Raw genomic sequence first — 24,959 nt, 5'->3', positions numbered from 1 at the left:
GATAACATGAGTTTTTTTGAAAAAATTATTGGAAGCCTGGATGAAAAGAGGGAATGGAAAGCGATGGAGACTCGTGCGAAGTCACTTCCTGGTGAGTACCGTAACGCTTACAAAGCTATCCAGAAATATATGTGGACTTCAGGCGGCATTACGGACTGGGAGGACACTAGCCGAGTTTTTGACGGCATTCTCGACCTCTTTGAAGAAGGGGCAGCGGAAGGTAAGAAGGTCACTGAGCTTACGGGTGAGGATGTTGCTGCTTTTTGCGATGAGCTAGTGAAGGACACGAAGACTTGGCAGGACAAATACCGCGCAAAGTTAAACGATACGATTGGTCGTGACTAGTAAATGATCGTGCAGTCCCAAGGTGTATTCATTAATTATCAAAAATGCTTGTAACCACCAAAGGTTTATAATCAGCGTTTTTCTTTGACCACAGTTAGCTCATGTTAACTATAAGGATTTGTTATAATTTCAACTGAAGGAGAAGCAGAGCAGTGTCAGAGCATAAAAATGATTCATTTCATAATATGAATATTAGAAAAAAGATGATGATAGTTGCTGGCATTGCACTTCTTATTATCTTTGTTGTCAGCTATGTATTTGGGCTTTATTTCTTTGGATTTGCAGGTGTATTTAAACTGTTAGGCGTCCATTATCAATCTATCTGGTCATTGGCTGTTTTTGTTTTCGCTTTCTGTATTTTAGGTGTTATTGTCGAAGTGATTACCAAAGTGATTTTCAAACTTGCCGTCCGAAATATAACAGCAAAGATAAGGGTGTATAGTATCCGATTGAGTATAGAATTCACTTCGAATTTGCTAGTGTTGTATACTGTGGATGAGTTGATCAAGACTATTACACTCTCAATGAAAACAGAGATTATTCTTGCATTGTCACTTGCCATATTAGAAATTGTTTTCGATGATGATAAGTAATCCTAAGTGTTGTCCTTCATTCTCATTATGCCTGGGCCATTCTTAACAACATGTGCCTGAAAAGTAAATTAGTAAAATCGATCCCCATTTTGTGGGTGCGACGTTTCTACTATTCGTAGAGACGTTTTTTGATTACTGTCACAATAAAGTGATGCCAAAATATTCAATATTACGTAGATAAGTAGGAATCCAATCCGATAATAACCGTTTCTTTCTTATCGGGTTTTGTTTTATGATTGTTATTATAATGAACATATGAAGGAGGGAGTGAGTGGTGCTAAAGAGTATGAACGAGGCGTTAGATTATATTGAATCACACCTGGATGGGGAGATTGATTATAGCGAATTGGAGAGAATTACAGGAACTTCTGTTTATCATTTTCGAAGAATGTTCTCATTTCTTTCTGGCATGACGCTGGGTGAGTATGTCCGTAACAGGAAGTTATCTAACGCTACTTTTGACTTACTGCATGAAGGAATGAGTGTTACAGAAACAGCATTCAAATATAGTTACGAATCTGTTGATGGATTTTCACGTGCCTTTCGGGAATGGTCGGGAATTAATCCTTCTGAGGTCAAAAAGAAAAATATGCTTAAAGCATTTCCTAAGCTCTCCTTCCAATTAACGATTCAAGGAGGAATAAATATGGATTATAGAATTGAGAAAAAGCAAGCCTTTAAGATTGTCGGTTTGAAAAAGAGAGTTCCTATTCAATTTGAAGGAGAGAATCAAGAAATAATAAAACTAGCAAAAAGCATTACCCCGGAACAAAGAAAAAGACTGCATAGCTATGCAAATATGGAACCAAATCAAGTTGTGAATGCCTCCTATAATTTAGATGATGGATGGAAGGAGGAAAAAGGCAGTCTTGATCATATGATTGGCTTTTTAACCACGAAAGAGAAAGATTTTGATGGTTTTGAAGTAGTAGAAGCCCCAGCCCTCACTTGGGCAATTTTTTCTTCTAAGGGTGAATTTCCAAAGGTGATGCAAGAGACCTGGGCGAAAATAGCTTCAGAGTGGCTTCCTTCTTCAGATTACGAATTAGTGGAAGCACCCAATATTTCATTTACAGGAGATTTGTCCGACAGTAATAATGTCTATAGTGAAATTTGGTTCGCTGTGAAGAAGAAAAGAGAGGTCTAGAAAGTGGGATGATTTTATGAGGTATCATTTTAGTGTTATGACACAAGAACAAGCAGAAGATATTGCTTTTAACTGGCATTATGATGGCGAATACTCTTTTTATGATATGGAGGCTGATAAAGAAGATTTAGAGGAATTTTTAGATCAGGAAAAGCGAGGCGATTCCACGTTTGCTGTAACACAAAAAAATGAATTGATTGCTTTCTTCAGTACTATTCACGTTGCCGACAGAACATTCGATCTTGGTTTAGGAATGAAACCATCCTTAACTGGAAAAGGCAAAGGAAAGAAATTCTTAAGGGAAGCGTTGAACTTTATCCAATCAGAATTTAAACCTGAAAAAATCACATTATCAGTCGCAGCATTTAATCAAAGAGCAATAAGAGTATATAGAGAAGTTGGATTTAAAGATGTAGAAACTTTTATGCAAGATACAAATGGTAGCGTATTTGAGTTTTTAAAGATGGAATACAAAATGTAAATAATTTTTCTGAAATGAACAGATGAAAGCATAAGAAAAGACGATCATTAATCGATCGTCTTTTCTTATGTAAAAACTGTATTATTTATCCGAATATTATATTATTGTTAATTGGAAAGCTATATAGAAACAAGTGCAAAAGAGTTGAGCGTTTGGAAGAAAGAAATAAGAAATAATAAAAATAACTTGAAGTAACTGGTGAAATAATTTACAGAATTGTCCATTTGAAAGGGGCTAATATAAAATGATTTGGATTGTTCCATTAGCATTTCTTATTGTGAGTTATTATTTTATAATAAAAAGTAACTCACAGCCTGTTGAAAAAATTTTTTCTCTGTTATCTCTAAACTTTGGGGGATTGACAATTCTTACTTTTTTGAGCGAATTCTTTTCCTTTATTCTTAAATTGAGTTTTTACGTACCTTTTGGGTTTGGGGTGCTAGGAATAATTTTAGGATGGTTTGGTATTAAAGGTGACCTAAGAATAAGTTTAATTGGATTAAATGTTTTGACACTAGGTTTCTATATTTTTATTTTTCTTATGGCAACGGTCGGTTTTCAAGGACCATAAATTAATTTTTAATCCAAGGAATGTTGTTAAAGATTTTAACACAACATTATCATTCGGTAATCTTACATGTTCCTTTAATTCAAATGTATCTATAAATTATCCTATTTCAGATTGGATTGGTACAAAAATGTCTAACTAAAATAAATATTTCCGATGAGATTGATAAAAAGTGCCTATGCATGGTATAAATGTAAAAGAAGCAGGGACGTTATCTGCTTTTTATTTTTGAGGTAAGGCTTTGACTTGGTATCCCGTAATGAGAGGAATTGAATTTCATATGATAGATAATTTTTGGCGTGATTTACCACGGCCATTTTTTGTGCTGGCACCAATGGAGGACGTGACAGATGTTGTTTTTCGCCATGTAGTGAGCGAGGCTGGCAGACCAGATGTATTTTTTACAGAGTTTACAAACTCAGTAAGTTATTGTCATCCAGAGGGGAAAGATAGTGTGCGTGGGCGCTTGACTTTTACAGAGGATGAACAGCCTATGGTTGCCCATATATGGGGGGATAATCCTGAATACTTTCGTCAAATGAGTATTGGTATGGCAGAACAGGGGTTTCGAGGTATCGATATCAATATGGGCTGTCCTGTCCCTAATGTGGCGGGGAAAGGGAAAGGATGCGGACTTATTCGCCGTCCTGAAGTAGCAGCAGAGCTGATAGAAGCAGCAAAAGCGGGAGGATTACCCGTAAGTGTGAAGACAAGACTTGGTTACACGAATGTAGACGAATGGCGTGACTGGCTAACACATATACTGAAGCAGGATATTGCCAATCTGTCCATCCATCTGCGTACCAAAAAGGAAATGAGCAAAGTTGATGCCCATTGGGAACTAATTCCGGAGATTAAGAAACTTCGTGACGAGATAGCACCAGATACGCTTTTGACGATAAACGGGGATATCCCTGACCGTGAAACTGGCTTGAAGCTCGCTCATCAATACGGTGTTGACGGGGTCATGATTGGCCGCGGAATCTTCAAGAATCCATTTGCCTTTGAAAAAGAGCCGAAAGAGCATACTAGTCAGGAACTGCTTGATCTCCTAAGGCTGCACCTGGATCTCTTTGATAAATATTCAGCAATGGAATCACGGCCGTTCAAGCCTCTGCGTCGCTTCTTCAAGATATATGTCCGTGGGATTCGAGGTGCTGGGGAGCTAAGAAACCAATTAATGAGTACAGAGACTACGGATGAGGTGCGAGCATTGCTTGATGAATTTGTCCAGCAGAGCGATATTTAACAGGAGAACAGTAGAGGTTCCCAATTCTAGCTAAATGCGAAGTGGTGCGTAAATTGTTTTTTCCTTGAAAAGCTAGAGCAAGTCTTGGTCAATTAATCAGGTATTTTTAGAAAGTTTATTATCCGTTCCAGAAGAAAAATGTCAAATATGTTGAATAATAAAAAAGAAGAAACCATCACGAACTCGCGGCAGCTTAATATACGGCTCACTAGAAGGTTCGGATGGTTTCTCTTTTAGTTTAGATTGAACCGGATGAAGGTGTTGATTGACTTATGCATCATTTGTAATCTTACTTGCAAGAAAGCTTTGTAACGGATTCCATTTTCGATCAAGAAACTAAAGGGAGCCATAAAAATAATAAAAGTGAGGCGCAAAAATGATACATGCATTGGTTATTGGAGGTACGGGAATGTTATCCAACACGTCGCATTGGCTGGTAAGTAAAGGTTACCATGTTTCGGTAATTGGACGTAAAGCAGATCGCATGGAGCATTTAATTAGGAAATCAGTGGATACATCACTTATAACCCCGGTTTTAGTTGATTACAGCGATGTAGCCCTCTTAAAAGAGAAATTGAGAAGAACCATAGAGCGGAATGGACCAATTGAATTAGTTGTTGCATGGATTCATTCATATGCTGACAGTGCCTTAGAGATAATAGCAAGAGAGATTTCGAATGAGAACAATGGAACATGGAAACTATTTCATGTACTTGGAAGTAGTAAGAATCTAAGTGAAATCAAAGAGGGAATTAGTCTGTCTAATTCCATTCGCTACCACCAAATACAACTAGGTTTCATTATCGAAAATGATCATTCAAGGTGGCTCACAAACGAGGAAATTTCACAAGGTGTTATAGACTCCATTCAAATTGAAAAATTTATCAATACAATTGGAACTGTTAAACCTTGGGAAAAACGCCCTTTGTAGATGAATATTAAACCATTAACATAATTTGGGTTTCTATTTTTTTAAGAAAAATTCGGAATATTATGTTATAATCAAAGAAGAGATATATTGCTTTAACGAATTTTTTTTGAAAGAGAAGAAAACCCCGTACATAGCAAAATTGAATAGAATTGGGGAATCAAATGCTTCGAACAAGCAGATGTGTGCTTACTGAAATTACACAATCGGATTATGAAGATGTTAAGGAGCTTTATCTAGACAACGAGGTAAGAAGGTTTCTTGGAGGCACAAGAGAAGAAGGGGCAATACAAGGGATAATGGATGAAATGCTAGGCTCTGATAAAAACATATGGTATTGGATTATAAGAGAAGTGCATACAAGAGAATTTATAGGGCTAGTATCATTAGACCCACATCATATAGGTAACAACATGGAAGTCTCTTATCAATTTCTTCCTAAATGGTGGGGGAATGGTTTTGCAACAGAGGCAGTAAGTGAAATCATTAATTTTGCTTTTGGAAGATTGGACTTGCCAAGAGTCGTTGCTGAAACGCAGGCTGTCAATGTATCTTCGCGAAAACTCTTAGAAAGATTGGGAATGAAATTAATCGATACATATGAAAGATTTGGTGCCGAGCAATCATTGTATTCTATTGAATCTAATAAGGGGAATTCTATGAATAAATGGAGATCATTGCTGATTCCTTTCATCGCTTTTGTTCTTATAGGATGTGAGCCGGAAGCGATAGGAAATCCGAGTGGACTCGTTTCAATCCAACAATATAACCAACTGGAGAATAATACAGAATTTAACGAAGTTCTGGAGACGCTAGGACAACCGGATTTTATTGACTTTAAAGAAAATACAGCCGATAAGGTGGAGTTTGAGGATGAATACACAAGTTATAGTTGGAGCGGTGTAGCACCTGATTCAGTTATACTTTTGTGGTTCAGAGATGGAAGACTTTATAAAAAGGAGCAATTTGGTCTTGAATAGACGGAGGAACCGTACTGTAGAAGCATGTAAGGAAATATCCGTGATTATTTGTGTTATCTTGCTGATCAGCTGTATACCAGTGTTAATCCAAACCCAGAGCTTTGCCTATTTTTTCCGAAGTATAGGGATTGGCATCTATTACCTCTTCCAACCGCATAAAGTACTCATTCCATTAAGTAATGGAGATGAAGTTCCTTTTTTTGCGGTTGTATATAATGGGTACCTTAATTCCATTGTTATTATTTTTGGAGCCCTTGCTGTAGCGATTATTGTTTCCATCCTGCTTACTTATTTGTTTCATATTCTTAGTCCACCATTTAAAAAGGCTTTTTCTGGAGTTTTCTTTATCGTCGAATCCATGCCGGATGTTTTAATTGTAATTTTAAACATTCAATTTTTTATTTGGATATTTAAAACAACAGGAATATCACTGGGGATTTATGAATTCGGCGGGGAAACGATTTACCTCTTGCCGATCTTAGCTTTAAGTTCCATTCCAGCAATGTATTTATTTAAATATATGACTGCGAGCATTGATGAGGAAAAGAACAAAAAATACTATTTATTCTCTCAATCAAGAGGATTTGGGGAGAGTTACATTTTCTTCATTCATCTATTTCGAAATACACTTTTAACCCTGATTCAATACTACAAAACTATTTTCTTGTATATGATTTCAAGCTTATTAATCTTTGAAATCCTGCTTCGCTTAAACGGTATTATGAGTTTTGTAAGAGTGTATGGTATTGGTGATTTTAGAATAATGATGTGGATCCTAATTATGCTATATATCCCTCTATATATCTTCATTAGAACGGGTGAATTTATCGTAAGCAAGTGGACACGCGAAGAGGCTGGTGATCAGATTGCGGGGTAACGTAAATCTCAAGATAAGTTTTGGTGTAATATTGATATTACTTCTTTTGTTTTTTAGTTTCTTTCCCGATCTGATTGTTTCAAGGGAAACCGCCCCTCCTATCCTTTTTGATGAAGAGGGAGAATTTATTGCCAGAACGCCATACTCCCCTGCTGAGTACCTACCGATGGGGACAAATGAGGCCGGTGAATCCCTTTTGTTTAACATATTGGTCGGTGCAAAATATACGATTGTCTTTGTGAGTGTTGTATGCCTATTACGCTTTGTTATGGCATTTGCAGTGGCTATGTATTATGCATTTCACGTTCATAAATTGAAGGATTTATGGAAACGAACAATTGAAATTGCCTATATCATACCTCCAGTCATTGTTGTCTTTTTTATGCTTGCACCAATGCTCGGTCTTTTTCAGGAAGAAAGCTTCCATTTTATGATTTTATTGATGGCCGTATTAATTGTTATAGGTGTACCACCTTTAGCACTATTGATTGGTGATGAAATAAAAAGTGAACTCAATAAAGACTTCATTAAAATTGCTAAACTGCAAGGTGTAAATAACTGGTACATCTTCAAGAAACATATTTGGAGGAACATAAAGGCAAGAATGGGCATTTTCTTTATCCAAAACAACATTCAATTGCTTTCTTTATTGATTCACTTAGGTATTTTGGGGATTTTCATCGGCGGTACGAGAATCATAAATATTACGGAGGAAGATAGTAAGGTCTTACCTATTAGCAACGAATGGGGCGGATTGATCGGTTCGTCCTACCAGGATTTTTTGCACCATCCATGGATAGTGTTAGCTCCATTGTTCTCCTTTATGGTGTTAATTTTCTTTCTGAAGGTCATAGTTGCTGGGATGGAAGACTTGACTAAAATAAAACATCCTAAATGAGTTATTAGAATATTTATATAGACAGCGATCTGGTCATATTGTGATTATTGGGGATGTATAGTAAGTTAGTTGCTAAAAGGATAAAAATAGTTGTGAGCATTGGAAGGGGAAATCATGTTGAAGAAAAAAACAATTGGCTTACTGTTTGGAGGAATGTCTACAGAACATGAGGTATCTTTACAATCGGCCAAAAATATCATGGAAGCAATCGACAAATCTAAATATGATGTCTTATTAATTGGAATAGATAAGAGTGGTAAATGGCATTTGAATGACGCTTCACATTTTCTTCTTAACGAAGAAAATCCCAAATTAATCGCTTTAAATAAAACAAATAACGGAATAGCTATTATACCGGGTGAAACTGAAAATCAGTTATTCAATATAAATAGTTCAAAAACCTTAGGTGAGCTAGATGTTATTTTCCCTATACTGCACGGAACACTTGGTGAAGATGGTAGTGTCCAAGGAATGCTGCGTATGGCAAACATTCCGTATGTTGGATCAAATGTTTTGGGTTCTGCTATAAGTATGGATAAAGATATTGCGAAAAAATTGCTGAATGCAGCCAGTTTAAACGTGGCAAAGTCTTTAACTTATACAAGAGTAACTAAAGGCAAAATAAAGTTTGATGAAGTAGAAAGAGAATTGGGTTTGCCTTTATTTATAAAGCCAGCTAATCAAGGGTCCTCTGTTGGGGTTAGTAAAGTTAACACAAAAGAAGAATTCTTTAATGGAATTGAAGATGCATTTCGATATGACCATAAAATTTTGATAGAAGAGGCGATTAAGGGCAGAGAAATTGAATGTTCTATCCTGGGGAACGACAATCCAAGAGCTTCCATACCAGGAGAGATTCTGCCAACAGGTGATTTCTATTCGTATGAGGCAAAATATATCGATGAAACAGGAGCAATATTGGATATTCCCGCTAAAATAAGTAAACAAGTCACAGAGGAAATCCAACATACTGCTCTAAAGGCATTTAGCACACTGAATTGCGAAGGGATGGCAAGAGTAGATGTATTTTTGACCGAAAAAGAAGAAATTATCATAAATGAAATCAACACGTTACCAGGTTTTACGAAAATTAGTATGTATTCCAAGCTATGGGAAATAAGTGGTATTCCATACAACAAGCTCATTGAAGAATTAATTGAATTAGCAATCGAGAGATACGAAAGAGATCTTTTACTAAAGAGTTCGTTTGATAATTAAGGGTTTGGCTAAAACCAAAAGCCATCGGAGGACAATATGGAATTAACGGATATAAAGGAAATGAGAAGGAAACAAATTGGGATAACAAATTTTTTGATAATAGTTTTATCCGCTTTATTTTTCATTCTGCTAACTATAGTTGATATTCCGTTCCCAGTGTTTTACTTCATTGTTGGGGCATTTATTCTGCTTCAAGCGGTTTTTCGTTTTTTGAAAGGTGCTTCTACAAAATCAGTCATCCCTGCTTTTGAGAAAGTGGCAAATTATGAAAGACAAAAGATGGGAAGAGAATGGGATAAACAGCGGAAAATGGTTGCTATATGGAGTTTAGTATTAAGTGGATTTATGTTTTGGCAATCTTATATAACTCGTGATTCGGCAGATGACGTATTCAAAATAGATTTTATTTTTATGCTCATAATCGCTCTTGTCACTATAGGATTGATAAATATTTGCTTAATTTTACGTTTTAGGAATATCGATCGTTCTATCTCAGAATTGGATTTTAGCGGATACACATGGAAGTCCAACCTTTTGGGTGCATTTATGGGAGTTGTCATTGCTTTTATATTTTTTGCTATTACTATGGTTTACATACTTTATACAATATAAAAGGTTTTTTATAACGGTTTAAAACTCAGGAGGCAAGATGGAAGATAAATTAAAGGCGATTATAAAACAAAATACTGAAAATCCGTTAATTATCATGTTGTGTGGTGTAGCGGGTTCAGGAAAGACTACACTTGCGCAACAGCTAGAAATAAAGGCTGGATTTATACGTCTTTCTATTGACGAAGAGATCTGGAAGGTTTATGGCCGATATGGCATAGACTATCCTTCAGCGGATTATGAAGATTATCAGGTTGAAGCTGAAAAAAGGCTTCGTAATTATTTAATGCGTCTAATTCAGGATAAGCAGAGGGTCGTTATTGATTTTAGCTTTTGGCAAAAATCCAAACGGGAGGAATATAAAAAGCTGATTGAAGAAACGGGAGGTGAATGGAAACTCATTTATTTGAAAGTTAGTCCTGACATTATTCAAAAACGATTGGATAAACGAAGTAAACGATTTGATGCGAATGCAGCCTTTCCGATTACCGAAAAAACACTAGCATCTTACTTAGATGGGTTTGAAGTGCCTTCACAAGAAGGGGAAATAGTTATAGTGTCGACATAAATAAGAATCAGATATGAGGCCAGAAAATCAGGGGGAGGTGCATGTATATTGATTAGAGCGGTTATATTCGACTTAGATGGCACATTGTTAAATAGGGATGCTTCAGTCCATAAATTTATAGAGAATCAATATGAAAGATTGATTGAATGGTTGGGTCATATTCCGAAAGAAAATTATATATCCAGATTTCTAGAGCTGGATTGTCGTGGTTATGTTTGGAAGGATAAAGTGTATCAGCAATTGATTGATGAATTCAATATTAACAGAGTATCTTGGAAATGGCTGCTGCAAGATTACATAACGGAATTTCATCAACATTGTATTCCTTTCTCTAATCTAATCGGTACGCTGGAGGGTCTAAGAAATAGTTCAATTCGGTTGGGAATGATTACGAATGGAAAAGGGCAATTTCAAATGGACAATATAAGAGCTTTAGGGATTGAAAACTATTTTGATACAATACTTATTTCTGAATGGGAAGGAATGAAAAAACCTAATCCTGAGATTTTTAAAAAGGCTCTTAGCCAAATGAATGTTTCGCGGAATGAGAGTATGTATGTAGGCGATCATCCTGAAAACGATGTAGATGCTGCTCGGAATATCGGCATGTGTGGAGTCTGGAAGAGAGATAAGCAATGGGATGATGCAGAAGCAGATTTCATTATTGATGATTTGACAGAGTTGCGATTAATCATTCGAGAAATAAAAAGAGTAGGGGGATAGAACATGGTGTTCATCTTTCTAATGAATGGTCATTAATTAGATAATCCCTGCACTATATAAATCACAATAATGACTGCGCCCAGGTCTGGCATACTCCCTCCGGAGAAAATCATTACTTCTTAATTATCGAAAGGAAGCATGCCAAAAGGAAATGGCCTATAAAGAATAGACTGGTACTTACTTAACGGCGGATAATTCACTTTCTGTTACCCATTTATGATTAGTCACTTTTTTACCGCCAGTGGTTGGAATATAATCAACCATATAGACAGTTGTGTCTTTTGCGGAATCAATTACTGCGGTTGCATCCTCCATACCCTCCATATGCGAGGCTTCCACAGTAACCTCAGCCCCAGGCTCTAATGGTTCATCACCTGATTCTGCTATTTCTTCATGGATAACCCATTTATGATTTTCCACTTTTTCTCCACCAGTTGTTGGGCTATAAGAGATGGTATAGACAGTCGTGTCATAGGCACCGGCAATGGTTGCTTCAGCTCCATCCATACCCTTCATGTGGTCCGCATTTATAATTGCTTGCGTTCCGACTGGATATGCTGGATTTTCTTCTGGCTGCAAGCCACTGGGAACTTCACCTGAACTGGAATGGTCCATATTCGCATGTGAATCAGAAGCCATATCTTGGCCAGTCTCCATTTCGGTATCTGTACTTTCACTTGGATTCGTTTCTTCATCATCGCCCGAACATCCGGCTAATGTAAAAATGGTCGCAAAAGAAATAAATCCTATCAGTAACTTTTTAATTGTCATTTAAATCCTCCTGTCTGATGCACTATTTTATGAATAAGCTTCCAGATTACTTTTTATCATAATAATGCTTTAATGCTAATTTGGTGGCAAAATATACTGTGAAGCCAATTACGATTATATTGATTACCCAGCCAAGTATGCCAAAACCCATCATCCCAACTCCATTGCTGTCCATCATGTTGCCCATCATACTGCTTCGCCTCCTGCAATTAGAGATTATGTATTACACACTACGAGATTCAGTTCTATTTTGTATCTTTCCAGATCGTAAAATACGTATGCATTTGTTCTGGTGAAAAAATCAGGATGCATTCATTCTCTATAAAAAGCCTCCTTTTTTCAAGTGAAAAACCTTCATCAATTATTCGGATCCGTGCTTACAATAGATGAACATGCCAAATAACCTTCCATATCGAATTTGATTGGAAGGTTTTGTATGGATTAAAATTCATGTTTATGTTTAACAGGTTCAACTATACAGATGTTGAAACTGATGCTGGAAATGGAAATAGGTATTTAACTGTTCCTGTGCAGTTGCATGAGGGATAAATTTCCATCCCATGCTTTCTATAAATTCATCATACATTTTCATTATTTGATGTTGTTGCAGTGCCATTTCAATATGTGCATGTATAACATTTGGGTTTTGCATCATTAAAGCTGAATTAAAATTTGTACTCGACATGTTGTTGGCCGTATTGCGTACTTCCAAAGCAATCCACTTATTATCGCTATTTTTTTCGTTGTTTTCTGGATTCGAAGGATAGTTAGTAGCAAGATCTTGTAAGGGCGGGACTTCGACGTAGTTATTATTCTCTGGATTTATCAAGGCCAGCATGACCCATACATGTGATTGCATGATATTTTCTTGCAATCTCATAATATTTCTTAGCTGTTGATTCGTTACTGCTTTTTGGTAAGCCCTTAACTTCTGAAGGACACCTTCATGGGCTGATAAGTGATCGGCCATTATTCCAAGATCTGCGGTAGGTAAAACAGCCATTAAGACACCTCTTCCATAAAATATAGGTTCATTCATTATAATGTATGATAATGAAAGTAATTGGTGTTGATTTCATATAAAAACTAAATAATAATCCGTTTTGAAAAAAAGCTCTTTTCGTAAGTATTGTTGTTATTTCTAACTTTATATTTGATGGAAACAGCGACGTGAAAGCAACACCCGATTTCCGCGGCACCGCTTCAGCTTCCTCAGTAGCAAACCCGGCTTCATGCGGGATCTTCAGCCGTTGCTTTTCCCGCTAGGCATCCTTGGCTGCTACCAACCCTCTCAAATTATTTATGACTTTATTCTATAAAGAAGGCAGTCAGTAAATACGATAACTGCTCCGGCCGATTTCCGCTCTGGGCAGTCGCTTTCCGCGGGCGCCGCTTCAGCTTCCTCAGAAGCAAGCCCGGCTTCTTGCGGGATCTTCAGCTGTTGCTTTTCCCGCTGGAGTCGACTGCCCTATGCTCCAATCAATCAGCTTCATAATCGAATATCACTAATTTGATTCAGAAAGCCAAATCTTAGCGGGGGAAATACACGGAGACTCCTTGAAATTGCATTCGCAATTTCTGCGTGCGATGTTAAGCTGCCGTAGCCTTCCTTGTCCTGCGGGAAAGCGAAGACGCTAAGACCCCACAGGGAGCGAACTTTGGGAGCGAGGAGGCTTAGCGCGAGCCCGCGGAAAGCGCAGTGTATTTCCGGAGTGGAGATTACCACACTATAATTTCTATAGATAATGGACAGAGCAGCATAGAAATGAGGAAATTCACTATGGCTTTTTTGTCTTCAGAAAAAAGGGAACACGATAAGACCCAACTAGATATATTTTATGAAAAACAACAATATTTGAGAAAACAGCTTAAAAAAAGATTATGCAAATCGGATGCTTTTTATTTTGCGGGAAAAGCTAGAGCGGCTGCCTGAATTGGAAATGATTGTTGTGCTGTAGTTGATATATTTATATTTAGTTAAAACAATATATTTTTATTGTAATTCGATAAACATCCTGCTATAGTCAAATTATAATATTTTAGTGAGGTGTTTTTTATGGAACGAGGATCAACACTCTTTTTGAAGATAGCTGTCATTCTCATTGGTGTACCAGTTCTTGCTTTAGGGATATTTGGATTGTATTGGTTCGTTAACCATCCAGCAAATCCAGATTATGCTCCAATACTATATCCGATTTTAATAGGTATCTATGTAACCATCATACCGTTTTTTACAGCGTTGTATCAGGCTTTTAAACTTTTAAGCTATATTGACAAGAATCAAGCTTTCTCCAATTTATCTGTTAAAGCTTTGAAAAATATCAAATTCTGTGCAGTGTCAATTACAGGTTTGTATGTACTGATGATGCCGTTTGTTTTTCTTGTAGCAGAAATGGACGATGCGCCAGGTCTTATTCTAATCAGCTTGATTCCTCCATTTGCTTCCTTGGTCATCGCAATCTTTGCTGCTGTTCTTCAAAGACTTTTACAAGAAGCTATTCATATAAAATCAGAAAATGATTTAACGGTCTGAGGTGACTAATATGGCAATTATAATCAACATTGACGTAATGCTGGCCAAAAGGAAAATGAGCGTTACAGAACTTTCAGAGAGAGTCGGTATAACTATGGCTAACCTTTCGGTATTGAAGAACGGAAAGGCAAAGGCAATTCGATTATCCACACTAGAGGCTATCTGTAAGGCTTTAGACTGTCAGCCAGGAGATATCTTAGAATATCAAGGCGATGAAAACACAGAGGATTAATATGTTGGAGTAGTTAGCAGTGAAAGGGAAAGAAAGTTGTTCCCGATCCACATAAACAAATCAAATCCTGAAAAGAGGGGTGACTCATGAATTTATCCATTCATAATGATGCTCGGAAAAAATCTTTCAAGGAACAAATCGTGAGTGCAATACAACAGCTTGTTCGTTTCGGTTGCAGTCAGGCATTATCATGTCTATTTCCAGTCGTTATTTTTGCATCTTTAGCCATTACACAAATCATCCCGCTCCCCATACTGCCCCGTTATGACTGGCTGCTCATCATCTGCCTTCTGATGCAGTGGTGGATGATGCATTCTGGGCTTGAGACTCGCGATGAACTAAAGGTTATCACCTTATTCCACATCATTGGGCTTGCTCTTGAAATTTTTAAGGTCCATATGGGTTCCTGGTCTTATCCTGAAGAAGGGTATTTTAAAATTCTTGGAGTACCTTTGTATAGCGGATTCATGTATGCAAGTGTAGCCAGTTATCTCTGTCAGGCATGGAGAAGGCTGAATGTCAACCTGGTTAAGTGGCCACCGTTTCTCGTGGTTGTACCGCTTGCATCTGCGATTTATTTGAATTTCTTCACCCACCATTATTGGGTTGACGTTCGCTGGGTCTTATCTGCTCTTGTATTAATCGTTTTTTGGCCATCATGGGTTACATATGTCGTTGGCGGGATTCGTTACCGTATGCCGCTTGTACTTTCCTTTATGCTTATTGGATTTTTTATATGGATAGCCGAAAATATCGCCACGTTTTTTGGGGCCTGGGAATATCCGAATCAAACGGATGCATGGAGTCTTGTTCATCTGGGAAAGGTAAGTTCATGGCTCCTATTAGTGATCGTCAGCTTTCTTATTGTTGCTACACTAAAACAGGTTAAGGGAAAGGACCTCGCTGGAAGAGAAGCTGGCCACTAATATACATTAAGTACTGGACCAGCTTGGTTCAGTCTTTTTCTTTTTGATTGATATGCCTCCGCCCGGCAGAACAATGCAGGGGAATGCATTAATGAAGCTGATTTTCAAAGGGTTCTCCGACGAATTCCATCCGTAAAAAAGGAACTGTGCAAGTAAGACTCTGAGTTCTTACTTGCACAGTTCCGTTTACCTGCTCCTTCGATAAGGAAAAATCCTTGAACTTCTTCTTGATTGCTCGTTTTCAATATCTAATGGAACTTTGCTTAATTGTTTAAGATGCTTTCCTCTAAAACCGCTGACTTGTCACCATATACTTTAACGATATGGGTCTCTCCCCAAGCACATAACGAATCTAAAATTAGTTCAAGGCTCTTACCATATTCGCTTAATTCATATTCAACCTTTGGTGGTACTTGATTGTAAACGATACGGTGAATGACGCCGTCCTCTTCAAGCTCACGAAGTTGCTGAGTTAACATTTTTTGTGTGATGTTAGGCATGAGCCGTTTTAATTCACTCGTCCGTTTCTTTCCATGAGTTAGATGGCAAAGAATGACACATTTCCATTTCCCGCCAATCACTTCTAAGGTAGCTTCGACAGATATATTATATTTCTTTTTATTCATGATTTATCCCCTCCGAATTATAGGTACTTTTAGGTGCCTACATTACCTAATGGTACCTATATTACTTTAAAGTGCGTACTTTTATTTTAGACTGTATATGTCATACTATCATTTGCCGGTGAAAATTACCACATGTTTAGGAGGAAGATAAATGTCGAAAGAAAAAAAGCGAAGCCTCTTTGGGCTGCTCGCTTTGGCTATTAGTGCGTTTGCGATAGGGACCACGGAGTTTATCAGTGTCGGACTATTACCACTGATCTCAGAGGATTTAAATATATCCGTAAAAACGGCAGGGCTTACCGTTTCCATGTATGCCCTCGGAGTTACCTTTGGTGCACCAATTCTAACTTCCTTGACCTCAACAATGCCTCGAAAGGGTCTGTTGATTTGGATAATGATTGTTTTTATTATAGGAAATAGTATCGCTGCAATTTCGTCGAGTGTAGGCGTCTTATTGTTTGCTCGTATACTATCTGCACTGTCACACGGGGTATTTATGTCGATTGGATCGACCATAGCTGCCAGCCTGGTTGCGGAAAACAGAAGAGCAGGAGCCATTTCGATTATGTTTACCGGGTTAACAGTAGCTACTGTTACCGGAGTGCCATTAGGAACATTTCTTGGGCAGCAGTTCGGGTGGAGAATAGCATTTATAACCATAGTAGCAATCGGTATCATTGCTTTAATAGCGAATACTATTTTAGTTCCATCTGGATTAAAAAAAGGTGTACGCACAACTTTTTCCGATCAAGTGAAACTACTGACAAACGGACGCTTACTGCTCGTATTTGCGATTACAGCTTTAGGGTATGGAGGTACGTTTGTAGTATTTACCTATTTATCTCCGTTATTGCAAGATATAATGGGGTTTGGATCAAATGAAATCGCAATTATTTTACTTGTTTATGGTGTCGCTATTGCCATAGGAAATTTAATTGGTGGAAAACTATCGAATCGAAATCCAATTAAATCATTGCTATTTATGTTTGTTATCCAAGCAGTGATCCTTTTCATTCTTCCACTTACAGCGCCATTTAAAATTGCTGGCTTAGTGACAATTACGGTTATGGGCTTATTTGCCTTTATGAATGTACCGGGCTTACAAGTCTATGTGGTGATGCTGGCGGAACGATTTGTTCCAAGTGCTGTAGATGTTGCTTCTGCAATGAATATTGCAGCATTTAATGCAGGAATCGCCATTGGTTCATATGCAGGTGGTATGATTACAGATTCGATTGGTATCATCCATACAGGATGGGTAGGAGGTGCAATGGTTTCACTTGCTGTTATACTAACCATTTGGAGTGTAGACTTAGAAAAGAAAGACCATATTGAGCAGGCTTGCTGAAGAAAAAATATAAAATGTAGTACTGGAGGATTATATAATGACAAATCATATTCAAGATACAACCATTTTAAACAACGGTGTAAAGATGCCATGGCTGGGACTTGGCGTATTCAAAGTGGAAGAAGGCGCAGAACTAGTGAATGCTGTTAGGGCAGCAATCGTTCATGGGTACCGCAGCATTGATACGGCAGCTATTTATGGCAATGAACAAGGGGTAGGAGAAGGTATCCAAGCGGGAATTAGCGAAGCAGGAATTAAGAGAGAAGAATTATTTATTACATCTAAAGTCTGGAACGATGATTTGGGCTTTGATGCGACCATTAAAGCGTTTGAAACAAGCTTAGAGAAGTTAGGATTGAACTATTTGGATCTGTATCTGATTCACTGGCCGGTTGAAGGTAAATTTAAAGAAGCTTGGCGTGCACTTGAACAACTCTACAAAGAAGGAAAAATCAAGGCGATTGGCGTTAGTAACTTCCAAATTCATCACCTGGAAGAGCTGATGAAAGATGCCTCCATTATGCCAGTGATTAATCAAGTAGAACGCCATCCAAGATTAACGAATAAAGAGCTGCTTCAATATTGCCAGGAAAAAGGGATTCAGCTGGAGGCGTGGTCACCATTGATGCAAGGACAAATATTAGACAATGAAGTTCTGCTATCCATTGCGGAAAAACATAATAAGTCAACCGCACAAGTAATTCTACGCTGGAATTTACAGAATCAGGTGGTAATCATTCCGAAATCCACTAAAGAACACCGTATTATTCAAAACGCGGACCTTTATGATTTCGAACTATTACAAGAGGAAATGGAAATAATCGATGGTTTGAACCAAAACCTGCGAGTGGGTCCAGACCCGGATAATTTTGATTTTTAATGAAATCCCAATCTATGGAAACGGGCATATGAATGTATGCCTGTTTCTTTTTGGGTTTTGAGCGGAAGAATGCCACTGGAAAGACAACGCTGCTTCGGCATATCTTACAGCAGGGAAAAGGAATTACGATCTCACCAAAAGCCGTTATTGGATATTATCAGCAAATGGCAAATCAATTTCATGAAAGTCGAACTGTACCTTCCTATATGAACGTACAGAGTGACTACAATGAAAGTAAGATTCGTTCAGTTCTTCATTCATCTGATATTGATTATAAAACATTAATGTGAGCGTGGATCCATTTTCGATGCATGGGAACAGGCTGTGATTCTCGATTGCTTATTCATTGCTAGTGTACTATTCTTTTTTAGTATAATGGATTGAACGTCAGAACAATAATTGGAATCCATTGGTTTCTTTTAGCTCGACAGGAGGGTTTGGGAATAGGAAAAGCATACCGATTTTAAAGACAATAATCGGTGTGTGTTTTCATTCCCATGATAGAATCAATGAACATGAATGTGAGGATGAATAAAATGGATGATTCGGTAGGTATCTTAGTAGTTGAAGATGACGAAGATATAAGTCGATTACTTTGCAGCATTATCAGCAAGAATGGATACAATCCAAAGACTGCTTATTCAGGGACAGAGGCTGCCATATATTTGGAAAACGAAAACTGGGATATGGTTCTGCTTGATTTAATGCTTCCTGGTCTGTCAGGTGAAGAAATTCTAAGGGAGGTAACCAAAAAGAGCAATATCCCAGTGATTATAATCTCCGCAAAGCATGAAACCCAAACTAAGATCGATGCCTTACGGGCAGGAGCAGATGATTATATAACCAAACCTTTTGATATTGAGGAGGTTTCTGCTAGAATCGATTCTTGCTTAAGAAGATACAGAGGTACGGCAGACCTCCAAAAAAACAATCAGATTCGTCATGAAGATCTTATAATGGATCTAGATGCAAAAAAGGTGTCTGTGAATGGAACGGATATAAAATTGACAGCAATTGAATATGAAATACTCTATCTGTTGATGTCCTCCCCGAAGAAAGTGTTCACAAAGGCCAATTTGTTTGAGCGTGTTTGGCGTGAAGAGTTCTACGGCGATGATAATACGGTCAATGTTCATTTAAGTAATTTAAGAAGCAAGCTCTCCAGAGCGAATCCGAGTGAAGAATATATAGAAACAATTTGGGGTATGGGCTACCGGCTTAAAACTTAAGGTTTTCTTAAGATTTATCTTAAGGCTTTCTTACATTTTCCTCTTTATAGTAAAAGCATAGTTCGAGGATGGAGTATTCATTAAGACAGTTTTTGAAAGTATTGAATGTAATTTACATTGCAACAACAACGACGATTTGTGCGCCATCCTTCTGAGCAGATATGTAGGAGTTAAGGAGGGAAATATCTATGAATGATAATGTTTTGAAAATCAACCATGTATCTAAGAAATACCAGGATAAAATGGCTCTGAAAAAAGTGAATCTATCCATCAAAATGGGATCCATTTATGGTTTTATTGGACAAAACGGTGCAGGGAAATCTACGCTGATACGCATTGTATGCGGTCTAGCTAAGCCGACTGCTGGAACTATCGAGTTATTTGAAAAGAGCAATGAACGGGAATTGATTGAAGCGAGAAAACGAATCGGAACAATCATAGAGGGGCCAGCATTATATCCGCATATGACTGCAGTCGAAAACTTGGAAGCACATCGCCTTTTAAAGGGGATACCGGGCAAGGAATGTATTGAAAGAACACTTACCTTAGTAGGTTTAGAAGATACAGGGAAAAAGAAAGCCAAGAATTTTTCATTAGGAATGAAGCAGCGGCTTGGACTCGCAATCGCACTCTTGGGGGATCCTGAGTTTTTGATACTGGATGAACCCATCAATGGGCTAGATCCTATGGGAGTAGTTGAAATACGGGAATTATTAAAGAAGCTTAACCGAGAGTATGGAATTACCATCCTAATCTCAAGCCATATTTTAAGTGAACTTCATTTGCTTGCAACCCACTATGGCATCATCCATGATGGACAACTATTGGAACAGTTATCGGCTAAAGAATTAAATGATAAAAGCCAGCAATACTTGCACATTAAAGTAGATAATCCAGACAAAGCGGCAACGGTTATCGAAAGGAAGTTTGCAACACGGGAATTTGAAGTAATGCCGGACGGTTCTATTAGGTTATTTGCCGGTATAGATGAACCAGGGAAAGTATCAGCATCCTTAACAAATGAAGGACTGGTTATCGAACAATTTATGCCAATGGGTGAGGATCTGGAATCCTATTTCACAAAACGGATCGGGGGTGTGCAGCATGGGTAATCTTCTGAAAACGGAGTGGTATAAATTAAGTAAAGAACGTTCATTTTGGGTACTGACATTATTCTTACTTGGTGTCGCTGTTTCCTATCCTCTTACCCTGCAAAGTGGTTCCGGAGCAAGCGGGAATGACTTTTATCGTGGTTATATTCTTTCTATCAACAATGAAATAGTACGACTATTACCAGCTATCTTAGCAGGATTCTTTATTGCAAGTGAGTACTCGATTGGAACGATGAAAAGTATTGTTTCTTCTGGCAATGGCAGAATCCGAATTTATTTTGCCAAGTTGTCGGTGTTTTCGATTGGATCTATCATTATCTTATTGATATTGCCCATTTTTATGATGGGATCAAGTTTAATATATATGGATTTTGATACGATGCCGCAATGGTCATTTATATTCCAGACAATTGGATTAACCATACTTTATGCTGCCGCCTTCGCTTCATTCATGGCACTCTTTGCTACTATTTTTGGAGAGAGTGGAAAAACGATAGGATTTCTTCTCCTGTTCCTCGCTTTGAGCGGATCCTTGTTAGAGTATGTGAGTGCCAAGATCTCGTTTCTGGAACCTATTATTACAAATTCTATTTTTTTATCACAAAGTTCCATATTGGCTATTGATCAGATCGGCCAATGGAGCAACGGTGATGTGTTAACATTTATCGTGGTTCCGATTTTGACATTTATAATCTTTGGGTTTATCGGAAGTATTATTTTTCTGAAGAAAGAAATAAAGTAGAGAATAGGGAGGGTGAGCCAAATGCTTTATATCATGATAATAGCTATAATCGCGTTCATATTTGTTCTCACCCGTCTTTATTTTTTAAAAAAGGAAATGAAACGTGCAACAAGGCAACTGTTTAATCTAAACCAAAATATTACTGCCAAGAAATTGGATATCCGTTATATGGATAGAGATTTTGAGATGCTTGCAAAGGAAATCAATAACCAGATTGATTTAACGAAAAAGGCTAAGGCAGATAAGCGCTTGACGGAAAATGAACTGAAGCAGGCAATATCCTACATATCCCATGACATTCGTACACCGATGACTTCCATACTGGGGTATATACAATTTCTGGAGTCCGATGAAACCAGCCCTGAGATGAGGCGGGAATATACGAGTATTGTTAAAAAGAGTGCGCAGCGATTAAAGATATTGCTAGAGGACTTTTTTGAGCTTTCGATTATCGAGCAAGTGGATTATCCGCTTAAGATGGAAAGTATAAAATTAAACGAGTTGATATTAGAAGTGTTACTAGGGTTTTACGAGGAATTTAATCAGAGGAATCTCGAACCCAGCATTATCATCCCGGATAATGATATTACCATTACGGCTGATCCCTCTGCCGTTAGACGAGTCATCGAAAATTTAGTTTTAAATGCAATTAGGCATTCGAGTGGAAAAGTGACCATTCAGCTAAAAAAAGGCAACTCATCCGTCCAATTGATAATTAGCAATTCGGCAGCCCAGTTAAGCGAACAGGACTTGGAGCATATATTCAACCGTTTCTATAAAGCAGATCAAACAAGAACAGGCAGTGGAACGGGTCTTGGATTGCCAATTGCAAAAAGCTTAATGGAAAAAATGAACGGCAGACTTACTGCGGAATTAATGGATAATCAATTAGCCATGAAATGTGAATGGTAACCAGCAGGACAAAAAGTATCGATCTTATATAAAAGCATCCAGCAAAAAAGCGAAATATATAACAACAGATGGAAAATAGATAGAAATTAAGTGATTTTACTGGTATGATTTGTAGAATGTATAGTTGGAAATAATTTTTTCTCTCTCAACAATTGGAATATGGAGGAATGATATGGAAACGAAGTTAAATAAGAAAATTATCATGATTACGTTCATGATCGGAGCATTCTTTGCTGTCTTGAACGAAACATTGCTGAATATCGCATTGACTGAATTGATGGAAGTTTTTCAGGTGGAAGCATCAACAGTTCAATGGATGGCAACAGGATTCATGCTTATGATGGGTATCCTGATGCCTATTTCGGCTTTATTGATTCAGTGGTTTACTACCAGGCAGATGTTCATTGGTGTCATGACCATATTTTTGGTTGGTACAACAATAGCGGCATGTGCTGTGAATTTCCCTATGCTGTTAACCGGACGTATGATTCAAGCTGTTGGAACAGGACTATTGATTCCTGTCATTATGAATGCATTGCTATTTTTATACCGTCCTGAAGTTCGCGGGAAAGTGATGGGGACATTTGGTTTGGTGATTATGTTTGCGCCTGCAATCGGGCCGACCTTGTCGGGTGTAATTGTTGACTTATTAGGGTGGCGCTGGTTATTTATATCCGTCATTCCGTTCGCTTTGTTTTCCATTTTGTTCGCCATGAAGTTTTTGGAAAATGTTGGAGAAGTGACGCGTCCGAAAGTCGATATAGCATCAATCATACTGTCTTCCATCGGAATAGGTGGAATTGTTTATGGATTCAGCAGTGCCGGAGAAGATCCGGAAGGGTTTTCATCCATAAAAATCCTTTCGATTATCCTTATCGGCTTCCTCAGTCTGCTGCTATTTGTCCTGCGACAATTGAAGCTGGAAGAGCCATTATTGGATGTGCGTGTTTTTAAATATAAGAACTATGCACTAGGTGTCGCTCTCTTTGTCATTGTTATAATGGCGATGTTCGCTTCTGAAATCGTCATGCCTATGTATTTGCAGGGACCACTTGGATATTCCGCCAAGCTGGCTGGATTATTGCTTTTGCCAGGAGCGTTACTGAACGGATTGATGGCACCAGTGATGGGTTCCTTATTTGATAGATTTGGCCCGGGAAAGCTGATGATTCCAGGTACAATTGTATTAGTAATGGTCATGATATTCTTCAGTAATATCAACCCCTCCATGCATATTTGGTCATTCATCGTCGTCTATATCTTGTTGATGCTATCCATTTCAGCAATCATGATGCCTGCTAACGCGAATGCGCTGAATGAATTGCCGAAAAAGTTATATCCACACGGTACAGCAATTGCAAATACGCTGCAGCCAGTTGGAGGTGCACTTGGCGTATCTATCTTTGTAAGCATTATGAGTCAAGGTCAAAATAGCTATATTAAAGAACAATCCGGAGAAATTACCGAGACCGTAATGAATGAAGCAATGACGCAAGGTGTCCATCACGCATATTGGTTTGCATTGGCGCTATGTATTGCAGCTTTCATAATCGCCTTATTCATCCGGAAGGCGACAGCTCCGGATTTTGATCAGAGCGAATCTGAATCATAATGCGGCATCCATCGTTATGAGCATAACGGTTTATCCCACCCTAAAAGTTGGAGTAAGTATCTAACTTTTAGGGTGTTTTTTATACATTCAATGATAATTCCTTAAGCCATACAAGTTGTCTTATTTCAAGTCTCTTTTCATAAGTATTGTTGTTATTTCTAACTTTGTATTTGATAGATATTGTGACATTACAGTAACGGCCGATTTCCGCTACGGGTAGTCGCTTTCCGCGGGCAACTCTTCAGCTTCCTCAGAAGCAAGCCCGGCTTCTTGCGGGATATTCAGCCGTTACTTTTCCCGCTAGACCTCCTTGACTTCTAACAACCATCTTAAATTATTTATGACTTTATTCTATAAAGAAGGCAGTCAGTAAATACGATAACTGCTCCGGCCGCTTTCCACTCCGGGCAGTCGCTTTCCGCGGGCACCGCTTCAGCTTCCTCAGAAGCAAACCCGGCTTCCTTCGGGATCTTCAGCTGTTGCTATTCCCGCTGGAGTCGACTGCCCTGCGCTCCAATCAATCAGCTTAATAATCGAATATCAGTAATTTGATTCAGACAAACAAATCATAGCGGAGGAAATACATGGAGACTCCTGCGGGAAAGCGAAGGCGATAAGACCCCACTAGATGCACCTGCGTCTGCCAGTAACGCTCCGAAGCTGGCTTCCTCGGTGCAAGGGAGCAAGGAAGCAATCGCAAGTGGTACCCTGGCTTAGCGCGAGCCCGCGGAAAGCGTAATGTATTTCCGGAGCGGAGATTACCACAATATAATTTCTATAAACAATTGACAGAACAGCATAGAAATGAGGAAATTCACTTTGGCTCTTTTGTCTTTAGAAAAACTGAAGACG

At 38.2% G+C, this 24,959-nt stretch carries 30 protein-coding genes; 26 read left to right on the top strand and 4 right to left on the bottom strand.

Translation table 11 applies throughout. From position 1 onward, the window contains the following. Positions 1-6 precede the first annotated feature (6 nt). From OMHG_RS14165 to OMHG_RS14100, 14 genes are all read left to right on the top strand, one after another. Positions 7-345 carry a DUF1048 domain-containing protein gene (locus tag OMHG_RS14165; RefSeq protein WP_044477018.1) on the top strand — a complete coding sequence of 113 codons (339 nt, stop codon included), beginning with the start codon at positions 7-9 and terminating at the stop codon, positions 343-345. Between the two features lie 152 nt (positions 346-497). Then, a complete protein-coding gene (locus tag OMHG_RS14160; protein WP_010651547.1) occupies positions 498-938 on the top strand; it encodes a YrvL family regulatory protein in 441 nt (146 codons plus the stop codon). Between the two features lie 274 nt (positions 939-1,212). Beyond that, the gene (locus OMHG_RS14155) at positions 1,213-2,085 is read left to right on the top strand and encodes an AraC family transcriptional regulator (protein WP_010651546.1); all 873 of its coding nucleotides are present in this window, start codon (positions 1,213-1,215) and stop codon (positions 2,083-2,085) included. Positions 2,086-2,101: 16 nt separating this feature from the next. Further along, positions 2,102-2,566, top strand: a complete 465-nt coding sequence (locus tag OMHG_RS14150; RefSeq protein WP_044476996.1) for a GNAT family N-acetyltransferase — start codon at positions 2,102-2,104, stop codon at positions 2,564-2,566. A gap of 244 nt (positions 2,567-2,810) precedes the next feature. Further along, positions 2,811-3,137 (top strand): hypothetical protein, encoded by a 327-nt coding sequence (locus OMHG_RS14145; protein ID WP_010651544.1) that lies wholly within the window; start codon positions 2,811-2,813, stop codon positions 3,135-3,137. A gap of 277 nt (positions 3,138-3,414) precedes the next feature. Then, a complete protein-coding gene (locus OMHG_RS14140; RefSeq protein ID WP_010651543.1) occupies positions 3,415-4,383 on the top strand; it encodes a tRNA dihydrouridine synthase in 969 nt (322 codons plus the stop codon). 376 nt (positions 4,384-4,759) lie between these two features. After that, entirely contained in the window at positions 4,760-5,314 is a 555-nt protein-coding gene (locus tag OMHG_RS14135) for a short-chain dehydrogenase (protein WP_010651542.1), read from the top strand. 161 nt (positions 5,315-5,475) lie between these two features. Continuing rightward, positions 5,476-6,291, top strand: coding sequence for a GNAT family N-acetyltransferase (locus tag OMHG_RS18025; protein WP_010651541.1), 816 nt, complete (start codon positions 5,476-5,478; stop codon positions 6,289-6,291). After that, a complete protein-coding gene (locus OMHG_RS14125) occupies positions 6,284-7,168 on the top strand; it encodes an ABC transporter permease subunit (protein ID WP_010651540.1) in 885 nt (294 codons plus the stop codon). Before OMHG_RS18025 ends, OMHG_RS14125 begins: the two co-directional genes overlap by 8 nt. 31 nt (positions 7,169-7,199) lie before the next feature. Beyond that, positions 7,200-8,066, top strand: coding sequence for an ABC transporter permease subunit (locus tag OMHG_RS14120; RefSeq protein ID WP_237566200.1), 867 nt, complete (start codon positions 7,200-7,202; stop codon positions 8,064-8,066). Between the two features lie 117 nt (positions 8,067-8,183). Further along, positions 8,184-9,284, top strand: a complete 1,101-nt coding sequence (gene ddlA / locus OMHG_RS14115; protein WP_010651538.1) for a D-alanine--D-alanine ligase — start codon at positions 8,184-8,186, stop codon at positions 9,282-9,284. A gap of 36 nt (positions 9,285-9,320) precedes the next feature. After that, entirely contained in the window at positions 9,321-9,896 is a 576-nt protein-coding gene (locus OMHG_RS14110) for a hypothetical protein (RefSeq protein WP_010651537.1), read from the top strand. A 37-nt stretch (positions 9,897-9,933) separates the two neighbouring features. After that, positions 9,934-10,461: a P-loop nucleotide/nucleoside kinase family protein gene (locus OMHG_RS14105; RefSeq protein ID WP_010651536.1), complete on the top strand. Its 528-nt coding sequence runs from the start codon at positions 9,934-9,936 to the stop codon at positions 10,459-10,461. Positions 10,462-10,509: 48 nt separating this feature from the next. Further along, the gene (locus OMHG_RS14100; protein ID WP_010651535.1) at positions 10,510-11,184 is read left to right on the top strand and encodes an HAD family hydrolase; all 675 of its coding nucleotides are present in this window, start codon (positions 10,510-10,512) and stop codon (positions 11,182-11,184) included. A gap of 177 nt (positions 11,185-11,361) precedes the next feature. On the opposite strand, the gene OMHG_RS14095 is transcribed toward OMHG_RS14100, so the two are convergent. The 3 genes from OMHG_RS14095 to OMHG_RS14090 form a co-directional block, all read right to left on the bottom strand. Next, positions 11,362-11,955: a YdhK family protein gene (locus tag OMHG_RS14095; protein ID WP_010651534.1), complete on the bottom strand. Its 594-nt coding sequence runs from the start codon at positions 11,953-11,955 to the stop codon at positions 11,362-11,364. Positions 11,956-12,001: 46 nt separating this feature from the next. Then, entirely contained in the window at positions 12,002-12,145 is a 144-nt protein-coding gene (locus tag OMHG_RS18795) for a hypothetical protein (protein WP_187116589.1), read from the bottom strand. A 279-nt stretch (positions 12,146-12,424) separates the two neighbouring features. Further along, positions 12,425-12,958 carry a hypothetical protein gene (locus tag OMHG_RS14090; RefSeq protein ID WP_010651533.1) on the bottom strand — a complete coding sequence of 178 codons (534 nt, stop codon included), beginning with the start codon at positions 12,956-12,958 and terminating at the stop codon, positions 12,425-12,427. Positions 12,959-13,735: 777 nt separating this feature from the next. Between OMHG_RS14090 and OMHG_RS14085 the strand changes: the two genes are divergently transcribed. From OMHG_RS14085 to OMHG_RS14070, 4 genes are all read left to right on the top strand, one after another. Continuing rightward, positions 13,736-13,888, top strand: coding sequence for a hypothetical protein (locus OMHG_RS14085; RefSeq protein WP_154648243.1), 153 nt, complete (start codon positions 13,736-13,738; stop codon positions 13,886-13,888). 123 nt (positions 13,889-14,011) lie between these two features. Beyond that, positions 14,012-14,488 carry a DUF2975 domain-containing protein gene (locus tag OMHG_RS14080; RefSeq protein ID WP_010651532.1) on the top strand — a complete coding sequence of 159 codons (477 nt, stop codon included), beginning with the start codon at positions 14,012-14,014 and terminating at the stop codon, positions 14,486-14,488. Between the two features lie 10 nt (positions 14,489-14,498). Then, positions 14,499-14,720, top strand: coding sequence for a helix-turn-helix domain-containing protein (locus tag OMHG_RS14075; protein ID WP_010651531.1), 222 nt, complete (start codon positions 14,499-14,501; stop codon positions 14,718-14,720). Between the two features lie 86 nt (positions 14,721-14,806). Then, positions 14,807-15,646 (top strand): DUF817 domain-containing protein, encoded by an 840-nt coding sequence (locus tag OMHG_RS14070; protein WP_010651530.1) that lies wholly within the window; start codon positions 14,807-14,809, stop codon positions 15,644-15,646. A 263-nt stretch (positions 15,647-15,909) separates the two neighbouring features. Here OMHG_RS14070 and OMHG_RS14065 read toward each other — a convergent pair whose 3' ends face one another. Beyond that, positions 15,910-16,272, bottom strand: a complete 363-nt coding sequence (locus OMHG_RS14065) for a winged helix-turn-helix transcriptional regulator (protein ID WP_010651529.1) — start codon at positions 16,270-16,272, stop codon at positions 15,910-15,912. A gap of 151 nt (positions 16,273-16,423) precedes the next feature. Here OMHG_RS14065 and OMHG_RS14060 point away from each other — a divergent pair, with 151 nt between their 5' ends. The 8 genes from OMHG_RS14060 to OMHG_RS14025 all read left to right on the top strand — a co-directional run bounded on the left by OMHG_RS14060 (position 16,424) and on the right by OMHG_RS14025 (position 24,107). Beyond that, entirely contained in the window at positions 16,424-17,620 is a 1,197-nt protein-coding gene (locus OMHG_RS14060) for an MFS transporter (protein ID WP_010651528.1), read from the top strand. A gap of 37 nt (positions 17,621-17,657) precedes the next feature. After that, positions 17,658-18,500, top strand: a complete 843-nt coding sequence (locus OMHG_RS14055) for an aldo/keto reductase (RefSeq protein WP_010651527.1) — start codon at positions 17,658-17,660, stop codon at positions 18,498-18,500. A 50-nt stretch (positions 18,501-18,550) separates the two neighbouring features. After that, positions 18,551-18,790, top strand: a complete 240-nt coding sequence (locus OMHG_RS14050) for a hypothetical protein (protein ID WP_147629087.1) — start codon at positions 18,551-18,553, stop codon at positions 18,788-18,790. A gap of 246 nt (positions 18,791-19,036) precedes the next feature. After that, on the top strand, positions 19,037-19,729 hold the full coding sequence (locus OMHG_RS14045) for a response regulator transcription factor (RefSeq protein ID WP_010651525.1): 693 nt from the start codon (positions 19,037-19,039) through the stop codon (positions 19,727-19,729). A gap of 188 nt (positions 19,730-19,917) precedes the next feature. After that, positions 19,918-20,841 (top strand): ABC transporter ATP-binding protein, encoded by a 924-nt coding sequence (locus OMHG_RS14040; protein ID WP_010651524.1) that lies wholly within the window; start codon positions 19,918-19,920, stop codon positions 20,839-20,841. Then, on the top strand, positions 20,834-21,583 hold the full coding sequence (locus tag OMHG_RS14035) for an ABC transporter permease (RefSeq protein WP_010651523.1): 750 nt from the start codon (positions 20,834-20,836) through the stop codon (positions 21,581-21,583). Before OMHG_RS14040 ends, OMHG_RS14035 begins: the two co-directional genes overlap by 8 nt. Positions 21,584-21,604: 21 nt before the next feature. Beyond that, entirely contained in the window at positions 21,605-22,495 is an 891-nt protein-coding gene (locus OMHG_RS14030) for a sensor histidine kinase (protein ID WP_010651522.1), read from the top strand. A gap of 172 nt (positions 22,496-22,667) precedes the next feature. Then, positions 22,668-24,107, top strand: a complete 1,440-nt coding sequence (locus tag OMHG_RS14025) for an MDR family MFS transporter (protein WP_010651521.1) — start codon at positions 22,668-22,670, stop codon at positions 24,105-24,107. Positions 24,108-24,959 lie beyond the last annotated feature (852 nt).

Source organism: Oceanobacillus massiliensis str. N'diop (assembly GCF_000285495.1).
Classification (GTDB): domain Bacteria; phylum Bacillota; class Bacilli; order Bacillales; family Amphibacillaceae; genus Oceanobacillus; species Oceanobacillus massiliensis.
The sequence above is the reverse complement of the archived record's forward strand: the minus strand, read 5'-3'. Positions and strand labels throughout refer to the sequence as shown.